The sequence below is a fragment of the Undibacterium sp. TJN19 genome, assembly GCF_049339485.1.
Taxonomy (GTDB): domain Bacteria; phylum Pseudomonadota; class Gammaproteobacteria; order Burkholderiales; family Burkholderiaceae_D; genus Undibacterium.
In genome coordinates this window covers 112,992-131,372 of the sequence record NZ_JBMPPL010000006.1, presented here as the reverse complement: position 1 = coordinate 131,372, position 18,381 = coordinate 112,992, and the positions used below count along the sequence as shown (strand labels likewise).

At 48.3% G+C, this 18,381-nt stretch carries 17 protein-coding genes; 10 read left to right on the top strand and 7 right to left on the bottom strand.

The genetic code is table 11. The annotated features are described in order from the left end of the window. Positions 1-36: 36 nt before the first annotated feature. Positions 37-624 carry an oligoribonuclease gene (gene orn, locus ACO0LH_RS17315; RefSeq protein ID WP_422942374.1) on the bottom strand — a complete coding sequence of 196 codons (588 nt, stop codon included), beginning with the start codon at positions 622-624 and terminating at the stop codon, positions 37-39. 42 nt (positions 625-666) lie between these two features. Here orn and ACO0LH_RS17310 point away from each other — a divergent pair, with 42 nt between their 5' ends. From ACO0LH_RS17310 to ACO0LH_RS17290, 5 genes are all read left to right on the top strand, one after another. Beyond that, a complete protein-coding gene (locus ACO0LH_RS17310) occupies positions 667-1,926 on the top strand; it encodes a M48 family metallopeptidase (protein WP_422942373.1) in 1,260 nt (419 codons plus the stop codon). Between the two features lie 10 nt (positions 1,927-1,936). Further along, complete coding sequence (locus ACO0LH_RS17305) at positions 1,937-2,287, top strand: 4a-hydroxytetrahydrobiopterin dehydratase (RefSeq protein ID WP_422942372.1); 351 nt, start codon at positions 1,937-1,939, stop codon at positions 2,285-2,287. Beyond that, positions 2,287-3,192, top strand: coding sequence for a ribosome small subunit-dependent GTPase A (rsgA, locus tag ACO0LH_RS17300; protein WP_422942371.1), 906 nt, complete (start codon positions 2,287-2,289; stop codon positions 3,190-3,192). Before ACO0LH_RS17305 ends, rsgA begins: the two co-directional genes overlap by 1 nt. Before the next feature lie 442 nt (positions 3,193-3,634). After that, complete coding sequence (locus ACO0LH_RS17295) at positions 3,635-5,455, top strand: tetratricopeptide repeat protein (RefSeq protein ID WP_422942370.1); 1,821 nt, start codon at positions 3,635-3,637, stop codon at positions 5,453-5,455. A 208-nt stretch (positions 5,456-5,663) separates the two neighbouring features. Next, positions 5,664-5,837: a hypothetical protein gene (locus ACO0LH_RS17290; protein ID WP_422942369.1), complete on the top strand. Its 174-nt coding sequence runs from the start codon at positions 5,664-5,666 to the stop codon at positions 5,835-5,837. A 70-nt stretch (positions 5,838-5,907) separates the two neighbouring features. On the opposite strand, the gene ACO0LH_RS17285 is transcribed toward ACO0LH_RS17290, so the two are convergent. The 4 genes from ACO0LH_RS17285 to ACO0LH_RS17270 are packed head-to-tail and all read right to left on the bottom strand — an operon-like array spanning position 5,908 to position 9,815. Continuing rightward, complete coding sequence (locus ACO0LH_RS17285) at positions 5,908-7,053, bottom strand: alginate O-acetyltransferase AlgX-related protein (RefSeq protein WP_422942368.1); 1,146 nt, start codon at positions 7,051-7,053, stop codon at positions 5,908-5,910. A 9-nt stretch (positions 7,054-7,062) separates the two neighbouring features. Next, positions 7,063-8,460 (bottom strand): MBOAT family O-acyltransferase, encoded by a 1,398-nt coding sequence (locus ACO0LH_RS17280; RefSeq protein ID WP_422942367.1) that lies wholly within the window; start codon positions 8,458-8,460, stop codon positions 7,063-7,065. A gap of 20 nt (positions 8,461-8,480) precedes the next feature. Continuing rightward, positions 8,481-9,137 (bottom strand): cell division protein FtsQ, encoded by a 657-nt coding sequence (locus ACO0LH_RS17275; protein ID WP_422942366.1) that lies wholly within the window; start codon positions 9,135-9,137, stop codon positions 8,481-8,483. Between the two features lie 18 nt (positions 9,138-9,155). Next, positions 9,156-9,815, bottom strand: coding sequence for an SGNH/GDSL hydrolase family protein (locus ACO0LH_RS17270; protein WP_422942365.1), 660 nt, complete (start codon positions 9,813-9,815; stop codon positions 9,156-9,158). Positions 9,816-10,379: 564 nt separating this feature from the next. Here ACO0LH_RS17270 and argF point away from each other — a divergent pair. The 3 genes from argF to ACO0LH_RS17255 all read left to right on the top strand — a co-directional run bounded on the left by argF (position 10,380) and on the right by ACO0LH_RS17255 (position 13,291). Next, positions 10,380-11,294 carry an ornithine carbamoyltransferase gene (argF, locus tag ACO0LH_RS17265; protein ID WP_422942364.1) on the top strand — a complete coding sequence of 305 codons (915 nt, stop codon included), beginning with the start codon at positions 10,380-10,382 and terminating at the stop codon, positions 11,292-11,294. 378 nt (positions 11,295-11,672) lie between these two features. Then, positions 11,673-12,905 (top strand): argininosuccinate synthase, encoded by a 1,233-nt coding sequence (locus ACO0LH_RS17260; protein WP_186954132.1) that lies wholly within the window; start codon positions 11,673-11,675, stop codon positions 12,903-12,905. A gap of 71 nt (positions 12,906-12,976) precedes the next feature. After that, on the top strand, positions 12,977-13,291 hold the full coding sequence (locus tag ACO0LH_RS17255; RefSeq protein WP_422942363.1) for a pyrimidine/purine nucleoside phosphorylase: 315 nt from the start codon (positions 12,977-12,979) through the stop codon (positions 13,289-13,291). A gap of 164 nt (positions 13,292-13,455) precedes the next feature. Here the strand turns inward: ACO0LH_RS17255 and ACO0LH_RS17250 are convergent, their stop codons facing one another. Then, the gene (locus tag ACO0LH_RS17250) at positions 13,456-13,611 is read right to left on the bottom strand and encodes a DUF3096 domain-containing protein (protein WP_422942362.1); all 156 of its coding nucleotides are present in this window, start codon (positions 13,609-13,611) and stop codon (positions 13,456-13,458) included. Positions 13,612-14,121: 510 nt separating this feature from the next. Between ACO0LH_RS17250 and ACO0LH_RS17245 the strand changes: the two genes are divergently transcribed. Next, positions 14,122-16,242, top strand: a complete 2,121-nt coding sequence (locus tag ACO0LH_RS17245; protein WP_422942361.1) for a DUF4214 domain-containing protein — start codon at positions 14,122-14,124, stop codon at positions 16,240-16,242. Between the two features lie 121 nt (positions 16,243-16,363). Here ACO0LH_RS17245 and ACO0LH_RS17240 read toward each other — a convergent pair whose 3' ends face one another. Then, the gene (locus tag ACO0LH_RS17240; protein WP_422942360.1) at positions 16,364-17,329 is read right to left on the bottom strand and encodes a helix-turn-helix transcriptional regulator; all 966 of its coding nucleotides are present in this window, start codon (positions 17,327-17,329) and stop codon (positions 16,364-16,366) included. A 114-nt stretch (positions 17,330-17,443) separates the two neighbouring features. On the opposite strand from ACO0LH_RS17240, the gene ACO0LH_RS17235 reads away from it, so the two are divergent. Continuing rightward, the gene (locus ACO0LH_RS17235) at positions 17,444-18,115 is read left to right on the top strand and encodes a glutathione S-transferase family protein (RefSeq protein WP_422942359.1); all 672 of its coding nucleotides are present in this window, start codon (positions 17,444-17,446) and stop codon (positions 18,113-18,115) included. Positions 18,116-18,381 lie beyond the last annotated feature (266 nt).

Below are 18,381 nucleotides of genomic sequence, written 5' to 3'. Positions count from 1 at the left end.
CCTGGCAAACTTTATCAAAGACAATCTTCAACAAGTTTATTCTTTAATAAAATGCTCGCGGTAGTACTTCAACTCTTCAATCGATTCAAGAATATCTGCCAGTGCCGTATGTTTTTGATGCTTTTTAAAGCCTGAAGCCAGTTCCGGCTTCCAGCGGCGACATAATTCTTTCAGGGTAGACACGTCCAGATTACGATAATGGAAAAACGCTTCCAGCTTGGGCATGCCACGTGCCATGAAGCGGCGATCCTGGCAAATGGTGTTACCGCACATTGGTGATTTGCCTGCAGGCACATAAGGTTTCAGGAAGGCGATCAGCGCAGTTTCGGCGTCTGCTTCGGTCACGGTAGACGCTTTAACCTTGTCAATCAGGCCAGAGCGGCCGTGTGTGCCCTTGTTCCAATTATCCATCTTGTCCAGGGTTTCATCCGATTGGTGAATGGCAAACACGGGGCCTTCAGCCAATACATTCAACTGAGAATCAGTTACCACAACGGCTACCTCAATGATACGATCTGTATCCGGGTCAAGACCGGTCATTTCCATGTCCAGCCAGATCAGGTTTAACTCATTTGGACGGGCAGGAATGGAGGTGTTTGTTTGGATGTCGGTCGCTTGTGACATAATTCTTCCTTAGCTATTACTTATCGAATGTCACATTTTCCCATGATTTCAGTCGTTTTTTCGGTTTTATTCATTTCCTTCCTGCTGTTGACACTGGTTTTTCAGTTCTGGCTGGGCTCCCGGCATATCCGGCATATACTTCGCCACAGAGCGGCAGTACCTGATCAGTTCGCTGAAAAGATCAGCCTGACCTCGCACCAGAAGGCAGCTGATTACACGATTGCCAAGACCAAACTAGGTATGGTTATGCTGCTGGTGAATGCGGCCATCCTTGTCGGCTTTACCCTGTTTGGTGGCTTGCAATGGCTGTCTGCCTACCTTGTAAAACTGACCGGCCCGGGCATGTGGTATCAAATCAGCCTGCTTGTGGCCTTTACCGTTATCAGCAGCGTGCTTGAATTTCCGTTCAGTTATTACTCGCAATTCGTACTCGAAGAGAAATTTGGTTTCAACAAGATGACACGCAGTCTGTTTTTTATCGACATGGCGAAATGGGCAGGGATTAGCGCAGTACTTGGCTTGCCACTGGTCTGGGTGATTTTAAGCCTGATGGAAAAAGCAGGAAGCCTTTGGTGGCTGTATGCCTGGGCAGCTTTTGTTGGCTTCCAGCTGTTGCTTCTGTTAATTTTCCCGGTCGTGATTGCGCCGCTATTCAATAAATTCTGGCCACTCGATAATGCAGAAGTACGTGACCGCATAGAAGGCCTGAGCAAACGCGTCAGTTTCGCCCTGAAAGGTATTTTTGTCATGGATGGATCGAAGCGATCTGGCCATGGAAATGCCTATTTCTCCGGCTTTGGCAGCGCCAAGCGTATCGTTTTCTATGACACCCTGCTCGAACGGCTCGCACCACATGAAATTGAAGCTGTCCTCGCCCATGAACTGGGTCACTTCAAGCTTAAACACATCATCAAACGTATGGCCGTGATGTTTGCCCTCTCGCTGGCCTTTATGGCCATGCTTGGCTACTTCAAGGAACAGGTATGGTTTTATACCGGCCTGGGTGTAGACCCTATGCTGCTGGCAAAAAATGATGCGATGGCGATCATACTATTCATGCTGGTGCTGCCGGTATTTACCTTTGTGCTGTCACCCTTGAGTGCGATCACATCACGCAAACATGAATTTGAAGCCGATGCCTTTGCCGCCAAACATACCAATGCGCAGGACCTGGTTACCGCACTGGTCAAAATGTACGACGATAATTCATCGACGCTGACACCAGACCCATTGCATTCAGCATTTTATGACTCCCACCCTTCTGCCTCTGTGCGCATTAATCACCTGATGGCCACCCAATAAAGGAAACACCATGATCAAGACTTCAGAATTGCTGGAAAAAAAATCCCATCACACAGAAACCGGCCTGGATGACGCCAGCCTGCCAGCTTACTTTGCGGCTACCCCAGGCTGGGCGCAGGATGGCCCACGCATCGTCAAGACTTTCCAGTTCAAGAATTACTATGAAACCCTGGCTTTCATCAATGCGATTGCCTATGTCATTCACGCAGAAGATCATCACCCTGAACTGGTGGTGACCTATAACCGCTGCATCATCAAGTTTGACACGCATACGGTGAACGATGGCAAAGGTGGCATTTCTGAGAACGACTTTATCTGCGCCGCTAAAATTGATGCAATTTTCCAGCAAAGTTTTTCCTGATGGCGCGTTCACAAGCACTGGTCATTGCTGCGCATGGCCGTCATTATCTGGTACAGGCAGACATTGATGGCGTGCCCACCAAACTGCATTGCGTCACTCGTGGCAAGAAAAGCGATGTGTCGGTCGGCGACATTGTCGAATATGCGCTGACATCAAAAAACCAGGGCGTGATCGAAGCCATCACTACGCGCAAGACCTTGCTGTACAGGTCGGACCAATATAAATCCAAGATGCTGGCCGCCAATCTGACACAATTGCTGATCGTGGTGGCGACTGAACCCAGCTTTACCGACGACCTGGTTTCACGCGCACTGGTGGCAGCAGAATCATCTGGCATCAAGCCACATCTGATTTTGAACAAGGTTGATGTCACCGCATCCTTGCCAAAAGCACGTGAACGTGTGGGCCTGTATGCAAAACTCGGTTACCCCGTACATGAAGTATCGGTCAGGACTGACCCAGACGGCACACGTCAACTCATGCACGATCTGATGCAGAGGCAAAGTACGATACTGATAGGCCAGTCAGGCATGGGCAAGTCATCACTGATCAACCTGCTGATACCGGATGCAGAAATCGCCACCCGTGAAATTTCTGCCGCGCTCGATACCGGTAAGCACACGACGACCTTCACCCGGCTGTACCATATGGATGCTGATTCCTACGTCATTGATTCACCCGGTTTCCAGGAATTTGGTCTGCATCACCTCAGCGAAGGCATGCTGGAACGCGCTTTCCCCGAATTTTTGCCGCACCTGGGAAAATGCAAGTTTTACAACTGCCACCACCACAGCGAACCGGGCTGTGCGATACTGGCAGCAGTGAAGGATGGCGAAATTTCAAGCATGCGGCACGATATGTTTGAACAACTGGTGCATGAATCGAAGCAGACGGTGGGGTATTAAAATTCATGAATTTGCTGCGTGCAATACGACTGTTTTTAATGCTCTGCATACTAGCTAATTTATCGATTGCCCAATCTACTAAATCTGACGTCGACATAAACGGGCTGCCAATAAGCTTTTCAGGTTTTCCTTAAGCTACAGGAGTCTATGAAATAAGTTCTAGTTAGCAAAACTCGTTTTACTCTAATGAACAAGTGATTAGCGCAGGTTTTTTCATAGAGATGGAATGTTAAAATCGTCAGAAACTCAAGAAATGGCACAATAATCCGAATGCATCATTAGGATACTTTTTATGCATTGGCTTGCTTCATTGGCTCATTCAGACTCACACTTTGCGCAAGCAACCAAATAAAAATACCAAAAGCATACAAATTGAGCCTAGCTTTGCGTGATTCGCGTAGTTTACTCAACAAAGAAATATTACTGAAGACATAATAAAAATATGCTCAACAAAGTACTCAAATTCTTAAATTCCAAACTTTCGATAAGTGACAAGCAAGCTTCATTATCCAAGCCTGCAATTGCAGTTCCAGTTAACGAAGATATACGCTTAAAACGCGAAGGCGATACCTTTCTCCATCAGGGAAATCTGATTGCAGCAGAAACAGCTTACCGTCAAGCAATTCTACTCAACCCGCTTTTTGCCAAAGCCCACAGTAATTTGGGGTTTGTCTTACGTGAAATGGGGCGATTGCCTGATGCAGCTAAAAGCCTGCGACAAGCGAGGGAGCTAGACTCGTCCGACGCAGACACACAGTATATATCTGGCACTTTGGCCTTAACGATGGGCCATCTGACTGAGGCGGAAACCCATTTTAGACAGGCACTTGCAATCGCTTCCGATTTTGCGTTCGCGTATCATGATTTGGTTCGTCTGCTATTACAGCAAGACAGGAATGAGGATGCATTACAAGTCATGGCAAACGCAGTCAACCAAAACGCTGATGATGCAAACATGCAATTTATGATGGGGGAACGCTACCAGGAACTGCAACGTTTCGCCTTAGCACATACCTGTTATTTAAACGCGCTAAAGATCAAGCCTTCCTACCCCGAAGCTAGTGCAAGTTTAGCTACTGTACTCATAAAACTGGGACAGGCCGAGCAGGCATATCCCTATTTTACGCAAGCGATAGACGGATATAAGGAACAGCTTTTATTGTCCTCTAACGATGCCACCGGACATTTTAATTTGGGTTCAGTCTTGCTGACACAAAACCGTTGTGCTGAAGCCAAAACCAGTTTCGATCATGCGCTGCGAATCACACCTCATTTTCCCGAAGCTCGCCTGGGGCGCAGCCTGGCGAATTTAGCAATGGGCAACTTTGAAGAAGGTTGGGCTGAATACAACTACAACAAACAAGAAGAAAAGACCACGACAGCTGATAACGCACTCCAAAAGCCAAGTTTATCTCAATGGAAAACTCGGGATGACATAATTGGCAAATCAATTGTTCTCTACGCCGATCAGGGACTGGGCGACACCATGCAATTCGTGCGCTATGCTGAATGTATTAGGGCAGTAGGAGCAGTTGCCGTTTATCTGGATGTTCAGCCGCAATTGAAATTATTGATGGAAACTATACCTGCAATCGACAGAGTGTTAGTTAAGGGAGCAAACTTAGAAAGCTGCGATTTTCAGTGTTCCCTTTCACGTTTGCCACATTTACTAGGAACTCGCATTGATACTATCCCAAATACCGTACCATATATTCAAGCAACACCTGAACGTGTGACATTATGGAAAGAAAAATTGCACCTTTATGAATCTGCTTCACCTCAACATAGTGTCGGCAAGAAGCGTGTGGGCGTAGTATGGTCAGGTAACAGATTTTTCAAAAACGATTTCAACCGTTCTCTACCGCTATCCAATTTCAACATTTTGCTTCAGCGAACTGACGTCAACTTCTATTCATTACAAAAAGACCTTCGTGAAAACGACGCGATAGTGCTAACAAGACAGCCAGGCATCATCGATTTGACCAACGACTTCACCGATATGTCAGAAACTGCTGCGACCATAGCAAATCTTGACTTGATAATTTCAGTGGACACCGCCATCGCACACCTTGCTGGCGCAATGGGAAAACCAGTCTGGATCATGCTCCCGTTTGCTTCCGATTTCCGATGGTTACTGAACCGAAACGACAGCCCTTGGTATCCCACAGCCCGACTATTCCGCCAACAAAAAATCGGTGACTGGAAAACGGTAATGCAAGATATCCAAGCGGCGTTGGACGAATGGATTTTAGGTTCTGATTAACTCAGCGAAGCATACTTTTCAGTTCTCTTCAACTCTCTACTTCGCCTGTGCAACTGTCACCGCACATTGCACAACCATATCAGACCAGATTCATCAAAATGTTTAATTTTGCAAAAAAACTGGTAGTCTCTGAGACAAGGAATACAATGCCAGTAACAGTGCTATCTGTTTTTAGCGAAATTTGTGCCAATTTCTGAAGGGGATCAACATGAACCGCAAAAATGCTATTGTCAGTTCCATACTTTGGGCAGCAGCCATCATTGCCTCGGCAGCCAACGGTGCGCCTTCTATTTTAACCATGATAATTTTGCCGGGTTTGGCTGCAACGTTTTTGCTGGTGACCACGCCGAGATCAAAAACCAGGAAGTGTGTACGCAAATAAACGACGTACCTGGCCAATAGCGCCAATCACCAGTGAGGCTGACTCCAGCATAGCCTCACTTTAATTCCCGTTACCTACTCTTCAAACCCAGTTCACTCAACCACTTCTTTTCAGAAGCGGTCAGCGTTTTTTCCAGCATGCGCTCTGGTATTTCCCACACCAGCACTTTTGGTGCTTCTTTCTTGAATTCGGCGCTGTTGATGTAGCCATAGGCGGCGCCATCAAAATCACCGCCATCCTTGGCCAGGTTGGCGACGGGCTTACCGAGGTGCTGGCTGAAGAAAGGCACAAAATTCGCTGCGCGGCTAAATGAGGTGCCGACAATGGCGACGGTCGGCAAACCGGCATCGCCGAACAGGTCATCGCTGGCAACGACGACTGGTGCTACCTTGCTAACTTGTGTGATTTCTGTTGCAGGACGCATCCAGGCAGGTAAACCTTCGAGATTGGAAACGCGCATCAAATCACCGGAACGTGGGCTTGTTGTTGAGACGATCGCGCCGGGGTCAGGTGCTTTTTTTGGTGCATCTACCAGATTGAGAGCCACTAATTGATCGGCCAGCGTCTTCGCTGCGGCATTTGCGCCGCGCTCATTCCAGTGTGAATCGCTGCGGTAATAACGCTCTTCAGTCAGACTCATCAGCGGCGCACTCAGGTCAACGACTTCGACTTTTTTATCGCGCAGGCTATTTACCCATGAATTCAGCCGTCCAGTAAATGCGGTCGGCCTGTGCAGGCTGCATAAATGACTTTGCTCAATACGGGTTTTGTCAGGTACCACAGCCACAAGCAGCTTGATGCCCTGTTTTTGCAAATTGTCGGCCACTTTGGCAACGATATCGGCTCTCGCCGTTGCATTGTCAGCAGCATGTGAATAGGGCGTCAGTTCATCTGACAAAAATAACCAGTCAGGACAACCTGTGCGCACCGATGCGCCAGTATCGCCTGCAATGGTCCATGTTACTGCGCGTTCAATTTTTGCGAACGGTTTGCTGAGTAGAAAGTGATCATTAAGCTGACCAGAAAACTGCCGTGTTGCCTCACCATCGAGCAGACGTTTAGGCTTGCCGATGCCATCCCATTTTTCTTCTGGCACTTCATACAGGGAAGTCAGCGTTACCGCAAACCCACCGAGCATGATGATGGCAAAGGCAGCAACTGGTATAAAGCGCTTCCAGCCAGCTTTTCCAGGATCATATGTAAAACACTCGCTCATACTTGCTTCCTAAAACTGGAAATACAGGAAGGGAATCGCTTTTTGCCCCGCCAGTACGACAACTGCATAAGCAAAAGTCAGCGCCGGCCAGGTCATGCTCCAACCTGCAAAGCCAAGGCCATGTCTTTTGCCGACAGGGGTTGCCGGATACACCACGCAAATCAGGCCAAGTGCAAAGGTCAGAATAATACTGGGGCGCAAAGCCAGACTGATTGCATCGCCCATGGTGATTCCGTGAAAACCAAATTGACCTGCCCAGATGTCTGTTGCGGTAGCGAAGCTATCCGCACGAAACACCGTCCAGGCGAGCATGACGACCAGGAGAGTCAATGTGCGCGACAAATAATTTGGCATCGACAGGCCACGCTGGGTGAAAGCGCGATCGCAGCACAATGCCGTGCCCTGGATAATGCCCCAGATCAGGTAATTCCAGTTTTCGCCACCATGCCACAAACCACCTATTGCCATCGTCAGCAAAAGATTGACATAGGTACGTGCGGCACCGCCACGGTTACCACCCAAACTGATGTACAAATAATCGCGTAGCCATGATGACAGTGTCATGTGCCAGCGCCGCCAGAAATCCTGTATGGATACTGAGAGGTAGGGATTATTGAAATTTTCCTGGAAATGAAAACCCAGCATCAAGCCCAGGCCAATCGCCATGGCGCTGTAACCGGCAAAGTCAAAATACAGTTGCAGGGTATAGGCGGCGCAACCAGTCCAGGCATCAATGAAAGTAGGATTTTTCAGGCCAAATGCCAGTGTCACTACAGGTGACAGCGTATCTGCAATCAATACCTTCATGGAAAACCCCACCATGAAGCGGCGTACGCCAGCGGCAAATTTATCGATGGAAAAGACCCGCTCACGCAGTTCGGTATCAATGACTTTATAACGGACGATAGGTCCGGCGATCAGATGCGGGAACATCGCCATATAGGCACTGAATGAAATGATGCTGTATTGCGCCGGCACAGTCTTGCGGCGCACGTCGACAATATAAGAAATAGCATGCAGGATCGTGAATGACAAACCGATGGGCAACATCAGGTTTTCCCACGGTATGGTGGGCATGTCGCGGCCGGTCAGGATGGTGTTGAGTGAATACACCAGCATGTTGGTGTATTTGTACCAGACCAGGGAAGCCAGGTTAAGTACGATGGCAGCGACCATCAATTGCGTTTTAACGCGCTCGTCGCTGCTCTTGTCTATCAGTATTGCCGCCCCCCAGGCCAATATCGTCAGGGCGATGATCAGCAACAAGAATTTTGGCGTCCACCATGCATAAAACAGCCAACTGCCAACCAGTAAAGTATGGTTGCGAAAACGTTGCGGGGTGACGAGATAGACGGCAAAAAACAGGGGCAGGAAGAGTGTCAGAAACTCTAAAGAAGCAAATACCATGGCGTTGGCCCGTACTCAGGTCAGGATGTGCTATCGCGTACAAAGAAAGTCTGACGTCCCTTTTTGCCAGGCATGACGATGACGCTGTAACGCTCACCGGCCTGTAACTGCCCGAGGTTGACGCCCTTGCCTGCATCTTTACCATCGCAATTGGCCTGTACTTCCAGGCTGACCGGGTTGACCAGGCGACGCTGTAAAGTGGCAGGTTTTACTGCCTCAAAGATCATGGTATTTTTTGCGCCACCACTTAAACTGGCAGCATCGCATGAGGCATCCAGGCTCATGAAGGCGACTGAAGACCGGCTGGCATTAAAATCCGTTGGGGTATCCTTAACGACCACGGCTTCTATACCGGCGCCTTTACTGACGATGGCAACAGTGACAAATTCACCTGGTTTGGCGACCACTTCCACCATCAGCTTGGCAGCACCAACCTGCACGTTAGCAGCCAGTTTGGCGCCCGCCTTGACAGGGTAAAAACGTGATACACGCGCATCACCCTGCACGCCCAACGCCACTTTTGCAGTGCCATTGATGACGCTAGCCTTGTCATCACTGGCATTAAGAAAGCGCACAAAAGAAGAATCCTGGCTAGGCCCGGTTTCGTATAGAGGGTTATCGGCAGCAGCCGCCAGGGTACACGCCAAACCAAGACCAGCAAGGATAATTTTTTTCATAGGAGTCAGGCGCAATGTTTATTTTTTAATGTTTTGCAAAACCGCTGGCGAAGAAATGGCATTGCCAATGGCAGAACCCCATGCCTTATAACCAGCCACATCGAAATGCTGGCCATCAGAAGATGCCCACTCACCTGGTTTGGACAAAGTCAGAGAATCAACATAAGTACAAGGCGCGACGATTTCTGACAGGTAACCAGACATTTCTTTAGCACGTGCAAAGGTCTTGTTGAATTTACCGCCTTCAGTTCCCCAGGCCGGCCCAACCCAGACGCAATTTACGCCATTGTTTTTGATACCTTTGGTCAGGCGCGACACTTGCTGCCAGATCCAGGTTTTTGGCAATTCTGGCGCTGCATAGGAAGCCATGGTGTCGCCATTGACGACGACGACCAGATTTGGCTTATAAGTTTTTACCAGTTCATTAAACGGACGTGTCATCGCGTCCTGGCCAGTTTTAACCTCAACCGGGCCATCTTTCAGACGTACCGCACCACCGCATGGTGACTGACTCTTCACCATCCAGTCACCGGCCGCGACACCGCAGGCACCAAACGAATACACGACAGCACCCTTGCTCATCAGATCATCATGCAAGGTAGTGATCAGATAGTCAGGGGTGGACATATGGCTATCGCCAATGATGAGGACGGTCAGTCCGGCTAAAAGTGCGCTCATGGTTTTAAATTAATATTAAGAATTCGTTATGAAAGTGTTTAGCAACTTCCTGATGCCAAAATAGTCAAAGAGGAAGGCAAACTTCTTTGTTACATTTTTACACTTGTTACATTTTCTGTTATTGCCCGCGTTACGACACCACTGCTTTAAAGCATGAATTTTTCCGGTGATAACAACAAGTTAAGTAAGTGTAATCAAACCTTTTGAGAAAACCACAGAATTGACGAAAGTTCACAAATGCAATAATTTTTAAACCGCACTGTTACAAATTGTCTATGAACTTTACGGCGAATACTTGAAGTCCTGAATATGAAAATCGTTAAACATTATTAACTCGCGTACAATAAATTCGCGTACCGTTGAAGTTACAGGGCTTGACAAAATTTATTGTTTTTGCATAAGCGAACAACAAATGGCAAATGCAGCGTTGGCAGGTCAAAAACTAAGCAAAAGGGTTTTGATTTCGCTGTTCTCAGAATTTAATATGGGTAAGCCGAAATAATCCCTTATAATTAAGCAGTTATGACAAGCGGCGGCAAGCTAACCTTGCTGCCCGTTTTATTTATGGCTATCAAACATTTCCTGCAGTTCTCCGATTTCACGCTCACTGAGTTCGACTATGTGATGCAGCGTGCCCGCATCATCAAGCAGCGTTTCAAGGCTTACCAGACTTATCATCCTTTACTGGATAGAACGCTGGTGATGGTGTTCGAAAAGAACTCCACACGCACTCGCCTGTCGTTCGAGGCTGGCATGCACCAGCTGGGTGGAGCGGCGATTTATCTGAACACCCGCGACAGTCAACTGGGGCGTGGCGAACCGGTAGAAGATGCTGGTCAGGTCATGTCACGCATGTGCGACATCATCATGATCCGTACCTTCGAACAGGAAATGATAGAGCGCTTTGCCGCTAATTCACGTGTACCTGTCATTAATGGATTAACCAATCAACATCATCCCTGCCAGGTTCTGGCGGATGTGTTTACCTATATTGAACATCGCGGCTCACTGACAGGCAAAAAAGTGGCCTGGATAGGTGATGCCAACAATATGCTGTATTCATGGTTGCAGGCAGCGCAGGTATTTAACTTCCACCTGCACATCTCTACGCCAAAAGGCTATGACATGGATATGTCGCAAGTGACGGCAGATGCTTCGCAATACACGGTATTCGACAACCCGTCTGATGCTTGCGAAGGCGTTGACCTAGTCAACACCGATGTCTGGACCAGCATGGGCTATGAAGACGAAAACCAGGCACGTTTGAAAGCTTTCGATGGCTGGATAGTCGATGAAGCCAAAATGGCGCGCGCCAACCCAGACGCCCTGTTCATGCACTGCCTGCCCGCGCACCGCGGCGAAGAAGTATCTGCTGGCGTAATTGATGGCCCGCAATCCGTCGTATGGGACGAAGCCGAAAACCGCCTGCACGTGCAAAAAGCCTTGCTTGAGTATTTGGTAGTTGGGGAAATCCGCTGATACGGTAATTTTTGGGTAAAGACCTCTCAACACAGAGGCACAGAGGAAGGAAAGACTTCTTGCAAGAAGTCTTCGTTACGCAGGCGAGTGGCATGCCACCCTACGCGGGTCGCACGAATTCCCTGCTGCACCACAGAGTAAAACAAGAGAAAATCTTGTGGCTTGAGATTTAATCTACGTCAATAAAGACTGTCTTGGCTCAATATCTCTGTAATCGTTTTGTATTGGAAGGGACAAGATCAAATTAAGAGTAGTCATCGTCGCTAAGTCGCAGATAAATAAGTAATGTTTTTTCTCATGCTTTTCTCTGTGTCTCTGTGCCTCTGTGGTGATCTTTTCGGTCTTAAGCCTTAAGTTTTAATTTTTCGAAAGCACATCATGAGCGATACTAAAAAAGTCGTCCTCGCCTATTCTGGCGGTCTGGATACCTCTGTCATTTTGAAATGGCTGCAAGATAATTATCAGTGCGAAATCGTCACTTTCACTGCCGATCTGGGTCAGGGTGAAGAACTGGAGCCAGCGCGTGCCAAGGCCATCAAGTTTGGTATCAAACCTGAAAATATTTATATCGATGATGTGCGTGAAGAATTCGTGCGCGACTTCGTCTTCCCGATGTTCCGCGCCAATACCGTGTATGAAGGTGAATACCTGCTGGGTACGTCCATCGCCCGTCCATTGATCGCCAAACGACTCATCGAAATCGCCAAAGAGACTGGTGCTGATACCATTTCCCACGGTGCGACTGGCAAGGGTAATGACCAGGTACGTTTCGAGCTGGGTGCCTATGCGCTGATGCCTGGCATCAAGATCATTGCTCCATGGCGTGAATGGGATTTGCTGTCCCGCGAAAAATTGATGAAATACGCTGAAGATGCGGGCATAGAAATTGACCAGAAGCATAAAAATGGTGGCGCGCCCTACTCCATGGATGCCAACCTGCTGCACATCAGCTTTGAAGGCCGTCACCTGGAAAACCCAAGTGCTGAAGCCGAAGAATCCATGTGGCGCTGGACGGTCAGCCCTGAAGCCGCACCAGACCAGCCTGAATACTTGGATGTAGAATTTGAGCGCGGCGACATCGTCGCTCTGAATGGCGTGCGCATGTCGCCAGCGACGGTGCTGACTGAACTCAATCGCCTCGGTGGCAAGCACGGCATCGGTCGTCTGGACCTGGTAGAAAACCGTTATGTCGGTATGAAATCACGCGGCTGTTACGAAACGCCAGGTGGCACCATCATGCTGCGCGCCCACCGCGCGATAGAATCCATCACCCTGGACCGCGAAGTCGCCCATCTGAAAGATGATCTGATGCCACGTTACGCCAGCCTGATTTATAACGGCTACTGGTGGGCACCAGAGCGCGTCGCGCTGCAAACCCTGATTGATCATACTCAACACACAGTCAATGGCTGGGTACGCCTGAAGCTGTACAAGGGGAATGTCATCACGGTATCGCGCGACTCCAAAACCGATTCGCTGTTCGACATGAACATCGCCACCTTTGACGAAGATGGCGGCGCCTACAACCAGGCAGATGCTGGCGGTTTCATCAAACTGAATGCATTGCGCATGCGTATCGCTGCCAATGCCCGCGCAAAACGCGGTCAGTAATCGCTTGAATACTTAAGTTATCCCTGACCCGCCCATTGACATGCGCGGGTCTTTTTTTGGAGTTTTATCGTATGTCTACCCAATTTGATCAAGTCAGCGTCGTTAAAAAAGCCAATCTGTATTTCGACGGCAAATGTGTATCCCACACAATCCTGTTTGCCGATGGCAGCAAAAAAACCATAGGTGTGATTTTCCCGTCCAGCCTGGTTTTCAATACAGGCGCAGCCGAGATCATGGAACTGAATGCAGGCAAATGCCGGATTCGCCTGAAAGGCGAAACTGAATGGAATACTTATGAAGGTGGCCAGCAATTCAGCGTACCGGCCAATTCAACATTTGAAATTGAGACTCTGGAAACACTGGATTATGTCTGCAATTTTGTTTGATCTTTTATCTGCAATATAAAGCATCGCCAGAAAATTAAATGATACCGCTATCTATGGATGGAGTAGCGGTATCAAGAAAAAAGAGCGATATTTTTCAATACCAGATCCTTCGCCCTGCTCGCAGCAAAACATTTCTTTATATTTCACTTCACACTTCATTTGGTTTAATGAAAACCAAAGCGCCCCAAGCCCAATATCCCAATTAAGCCTACCGCGATCAGGTATAAGGCGACGATAAAGCTGACTAATTTTGGTTTGATCAGAATACATATGCCAGCGATGAGTGCCAGGATAGGCATAAGGGATAAATGTATATTCATGAATTCGTATTCCATAGTTTAAAATTGATTATCAGTTGCACGATATGATGAGTTGAATGCACTGCGTTTGAGCGCAAGCAAAAAAATGTATTTGGCATACAGCATGAACATGCCTGGTTTACATTAAAAATTCACATTCAAGGTTTTAGAAGCCTTGAATTTGTAGCTGCATCTTACCAAAAGATGCCACACTTATATATCTGTACGCTACGAATTATTTCCGGGAATCTGCACGCCAGTGGCAAGACGTATTTTTATGCAAATGCGAAGAAATTCTGCAGCCCAAGATAAAAAAAGCTGTCCTGACATTTCTTGTCAACCTAAATGCATTTGCCCGCGTTTGAGCCAAGTGTCAGATGTACAATTTAAAACGATAAGTTTCAAATTTAAGCTGCGTTGTGGAAAATTACATTTCGGCGGCCATAATCTAATTCCCTGTCTTACATGCATACGCAGGCATTGATGATCAGGTGAAGTCTTCCATATTTAATTTAAATTCATATATCTGCCATGGCAACTTATATCCCGTACACCCCTACGACTGCGATCGCCAAGGCGATGTTCAATTTCGATGCCTCCGGTATCCCGAATTATATTTTGACCGGGCTTATACGGGTGACGGTATCAGATGATTTCAGCTATGCGAATTATTATTCGGATAAAAATTATTCCTTGTTCACCAGCGGCATCTACACTTCTGGGCCGAATGAATATAATTGGACAGGCACGCAGTTAAACAATATCAATGGCATCCTCGATATCTATTCCCAGTTTGCCAATCTGTCGTTCACCAAGGTCATTGACTATGACAGCACAAATACAAGTTCGATTGCCAACCCGGAAGACGTAGGCAGGTCCAACGTATCGGACATCAACATCAACTGGATATACAGAACAGATGTCGATTTCAGCGGCATATCTGGCGGCAGTTCAGATAAGAACTTTGGTTATACCGGTGGAGCGGGAGATATTTATATCAACCAGGCCGCCAGCAAGTATCAGGGCGATTATTCCTTTGATCCTTTTAGCCCTGCCACCAAAACTTTAATGCATGAACTGGGACACTCTCTGGGTTTGTCACATCCGCACACAGATATCGTCAACGGTACACCGGTCATTGCGGCAGATTATGCGGCAACGCAGTACATGGGCTTCAACAAATTAGGCTTTAAGACCAATAGCGCAGCCGATATGTACAAAGAGTATTTCTCTATCATGTCGTATGACGATCAAAACCATTCATCGGTCCTGCATGCATTCACGCCAATGATACTGGACGTCATTGCGCTACAACAGGCGTATGGAGAGGGCACAGGTACCAGCAGCAGCGGCAATGACACCACCGTTGCCGGCACCGATGGCTACCGCACCTATTTCGACAAAGGCGGCATTGACACGGTAGACCTGTCTTTGTATAGCCAGGGTGCCTATTTCAATATGGGGACGACCATTACCAGTGCGGCGCATCTGGTTGGTGTGGCGATGAGCTATTTCGATGGGAAAAATACCATCCTCAATGGCGGCGACCCGGTCAGCCTGCGCTGGTTTTATGGCGAGTTTGAAAATGCCATAGGTTCAGCACAAAAAGATCTGATAGTGGGAAATGATCTGGGCAATTTTATTTCAGCAGGTGATGGGGACGATTTCGTTGCAGCCCAGGGCGGCAACGATACCATTCTGGGTGGCGCAGGCAATGACTCGATAGACGGCAACGCAGGCAACGACAGCATAGACGGCGGTGCTGGCAATGATAGCATGACTGGTGGCGATGGTAACGATACGATATTCGGTGGTGACGGCAATGACACCTTCGACTGGGATGCGAATGAACGTGCAGGTAACGACCTTTTTATCGGTGGACTTGGGAATGATGTATATGTTCTAGATACCAGTCTGGACAAAGTCATCGAAAATGGGGGTGAAGGTGTAGATACCGTATGGGTAGATTTTAGTACGACGCTGACCAACTATCAGTTTGTGGAAAACATACGTGCTTATGGCTCGGTTGGTATCAGCATTACCGGCAGCTCTTACGGCAACGTGATGTCAGGCTCGAATGGCAATGACACCATCGACGGCGCGGCAGGAAATGACCTCGTCCTGTGCGCCGGGAAAATCGCCAATTACCAGGTAACAAAAAATGGTACCAGCTATATTGTAAAAGACATGACAGGCGCAGAAGGGTCCGATACGCTGATCAATATAGAACTGATCAAGTTCGATGACAACTACCTTTCTTTTGATACAGCCGGCATCGCCGGCCAGGCCTATCGCCTGCATCAGGCGGCATTTGATCGCAAACCCGATCTGGCAGGTCTGGGTTACTGGATCAATGATATGGAAAACGGCTCCAGCCTGACGACCGTTGCCTCAGGCTTCTTTTCGTCAGCCGAATTTCAAAGGCTGTATGGGAAAAACCCGAACACCAACACCTTGATCACAAATTTTTATCAAAACGTATTGCACCGCACGCCAGACAAGGCTGGCTTTGATTATTGGGTGAGTTCCATCGATACCGGGAAAATTTCAGCGGCTGGTGCCCTTGCCAGTTTCTGTGAAAGTGCTGAAAATCAGGCGATGGTCATTGCTGCCATACAAAATGGTATTGAATATATAGGGTGGGCGGGATAGGCCGAAAACCAGTAATGATCAAGCCCACTATTTACTGACCCGTGAACACCCCCTTGTCCGCTGGCGGGGGTGACGCCTTTGGCAAGTTACAGTCATTCTGATCTACCCGGATTGATTGACATCAGGCGTTATAGATCCTGCTCATTTTCGTGATCATTTCCCTCATTTTCTCACGCAACTCGGGAGGCTCCAGCACCTCGACATCCTCACCAAAACGCAGTAAATCTATGCAGGCATGCCAGCTTTTTCCCACTGGGATGGTCGCAAGATACCAGCCATCTTCATCGGGTTCGGGCGACAGTTTCATTTCAGAAAATATATATGCAGAGAGAAATATCTCACGCATTCTTATACCGGTGGGTGAGAGTCGTATCGTCGCGATATTCTCATGTAAATCATGTTGCAGGCGTAGCGTCGAAGCGTCCCAATAGGCAGCCAGATCAAAATCGGCTGGCCGCGTGAAATGTTGGTCGAGCGAGCTCAATGCATGAATGCGCGAAATCTTGTACGTACGGGGCGTGTTTTCGCCCTGCGCCACCATATACCAGGCACCGCTTTTCATGACAACCCCCAGCGGCTCAACGATCCTTTCCTTCAAACCGTTCCAGCTTTCATAGCGTATATAAATTGCCTGCTGTGTCCAGACTGCATCAGCCACTTGTGGCAAGTACACCGGCTGGTCAGCCTGTGCAAACCAGGCAGGCGCATCAAGGTGAAAGCGCCGTCGCATCTGCACGGCCCCTTTGCGCAGTTCAGCTGGCATGGCAGACAGCAGCTTGTTTTGCGCCCCTACCATCACTGCCCCCAGTCCAAGATCCGTTGCAGCACCGGTTAAACCGGTCATGAAGAGCGCTTCGGCTTCTCTGGCAGACAAACCATTTAACTGGATACGGTAACCATCCAGCAAACGGTAACCACCAGCAGAGCCACGTTCGCTATACACCGGTATGCCCGCCTCGCTCATGGCATCAATATCACGATAGACAGTACGCAAGGTCACGCCACACTCGGCAGCCAGCTCAGGCGCAGTGGCACGGCCACGCGCCTGCAAAATATTCAGTATGGAAATCAATCTACTTGCTCGCATAGCAAAATAATAATCCATCCTGACAAAAGATGACAGGTATGAAGGATTAATCTACGCGCATAGACAAACCGGCAATTGCTACCCTGGCCGCAATCCTTCTTCAGAAAGTGATCCATGAACAAAAATAACATTGTCACCCTGTTCCACGCTCCACAATCGCACTCTTCGGCTACCCTGGTCTTGCTTGAAGAACTCGAAGTGCCGTATAAGCTAAGGATGGTCAACATGAAAGCGGGTGAGCAAAGGCAAGCAACTTATCTGGCGATCAACCCCATGGGCAAGGTACCCGCGCTTCAACATTTTGATGAGGTGGTGACAGAGCAGTCTGCCATTTTTTTATATCTGGCCGATCTTTATCCCGAGGCAAGCCTGACTCCTCCCATAGAAAGTTATTTGCGCGGTCCCTATCTGCGCTGGATGGTGTATTACGCTACCTGCTACGAACCCTTACTGGTTGACAAAGCCTTGCAATGCAAAGCAGCTGTGTTTTCGAAACCGCCTTGCGGCGATTTCGATACCATGCTTGATATCATCATCAAACAACTGGGCGCTGACCCCTATCTGCTGGGTGACAGGTTAAGTGTCGCAGACATTCTTTGGGCAAGTGCCTTGCAATGGGGAACCCAATGCAGGATCGTGCCGGAAATGGCAGTCATCACGGAATATGTCAAACGCATCACCAGCCGCCCAAGCTTTGTGAAAGTGGCGGCGATGGATGCAGCCTGGGCGGCGGAGCATGAGCGCCTATGCAATGAAAGTTTGTTTGAAGAACTGGCATATCAATAAACCACATGACAGGCTCATCTTCTTCACCAACTTAAAAGTAGTTTGACTGACAAAACCTGTACCACCAGACTTTCATGATCACCTGGCGACCAGCATCAACCTGAAAGCCGCTTAAACTCCTTAGCCCAAGCTGAGCTTAGGTATCAAGCGCTAACAAGCCGGCCATTTCCACCGGTGTCAATCTGTCATTCTTTCTGGCAAACAAGCCTGTTTCTCCACCCAAAATACCCGTCTTTTGATAGCAAGACCACACCTGTAAGAAAACT

Excerpts from the sequence above, each read along its gene's own strand:
- orn (WP_422942374.1), bottom strand. The coding sequence starts at position 624 with ATGTCACAAGCGACCGACATCCAAACAAACACCTCCATTCCTGCCCGT.
- ACO0LH_RS17310 (WP_422942373.1), top strand. The coding sequence starts at position 667 with ATGATTTCAGTCGTTTTTTCGGTTTTATTCATTTCCTTCCTGCTGTTG.
- ACO0LH_RS17305 (WP_422942372.1), top strand. The coding sequence starts at position 1,937 with ATGATCAAGACTTCAGAATTGCTGGAAAAAAAATCCCATCACACAGAA.
- rsgA (WP_422942371.1), top strand. The coding sequence starts at position 2,287 with ATGGCGCGTTCACAAGCACTGGTCATTGCTGCGCATGGCCGTCATTAT.
- ACO0LH_RS17295 (WP_422942370.1), top strand. The coding sequence starts at position 3,635 with ATGCTCAACAAAGTACTCAAATTCTTAAATTCCAAACTTTCGATAAGT.
- ACO0LH_RS17290 (WP_422942369.1), top strand. The coding sequence starts at position 5,664 with ATGAACCGCAAAAATGCTATTGTCAGTTCCATACTTTGGGCAGCAGCC.
- ACO0LH_RS17285 (WP_422942368.1), bottom strand. The coding sequence starts at position 7,053 with ATGAGCGAGTGTTTTACATATGATCCTGGAAAAGCTGGCTGGAAGCGC.
- ACO0LH_RS17280 (WP_422942367.1), bottom strand. The coding sequence starts at position 8,460 with ATGGTATTTGCTTCTTTAGAGTTTCTGACACTCTTCCTGCCCCTGTTT.
- ACO0LH_RS17275 (WP_422942366.1), bottom strand. The coding sequence starts at position 9,137 with ATGAAAAAAATTATCCTTGCTGGTCTTGGTTTGGCGTGTACCCTGGCG.
- ACO0LH_RS17270 (WP_422942365.1), bottom strand. The coding sequence starts at position 9,815 with ATGAGCGCACTTTTAGCCGGACTGACCGTCCTCATCATTGGCGATAGC.
- argF (WP_422942364.1), top strand. The coding sequence starts at position 10,380 with ATGGCTATCAAACATTTCCTGCAGTTCTCCGATTTCACGCTCACTGAG.
- ACO0LH_RS17260 (WP_186954132.1), top strand. The coding sequence starts at position 11,673 with ATGAGCGATACTAAAAAAGTCGTCCTCGCCTATTCTGGCGGTCTGGAT.
- ACO0LH_RS17255 (WP_422942363.1), top strand. The coding sequence starts at position 12,977 with ATGTCTACCCAATTTGATCAAGTCAGCGTCGTTAAAAAAGCCAATCTG.
- ACO0LH_RS17250 (WP_422942362.1), bottom strand. The coding sequence starts at position 13,611 with ATGAATATACATTTATCCCTTATGCCTATCCTGGCACTCATCGCTGGC.
- ACO0LH_RS17245 (WP_422942361.1), top strand. The coding sequence starts at position 14,122 with ATGGCAACTTATATCCCGTACACCCCTACGACTGCGATCGCCAAGGCG.
- ACO0LH_RS17240 (WP_422942360.1), bottom strand. The coding sequence starts at position 17,329 with ATGCGAGCAAGTAGATTGATTTCCATACTGAATATTTTGCAGGCGCGT.
- ACO0LH_RS17235 (WP_422942359.1), top strand. The coding sequence starts at position 17,444 with ATGAACAAAAATAACATTGTCACCCTGTTCCACGCTCCACAATCGCAC.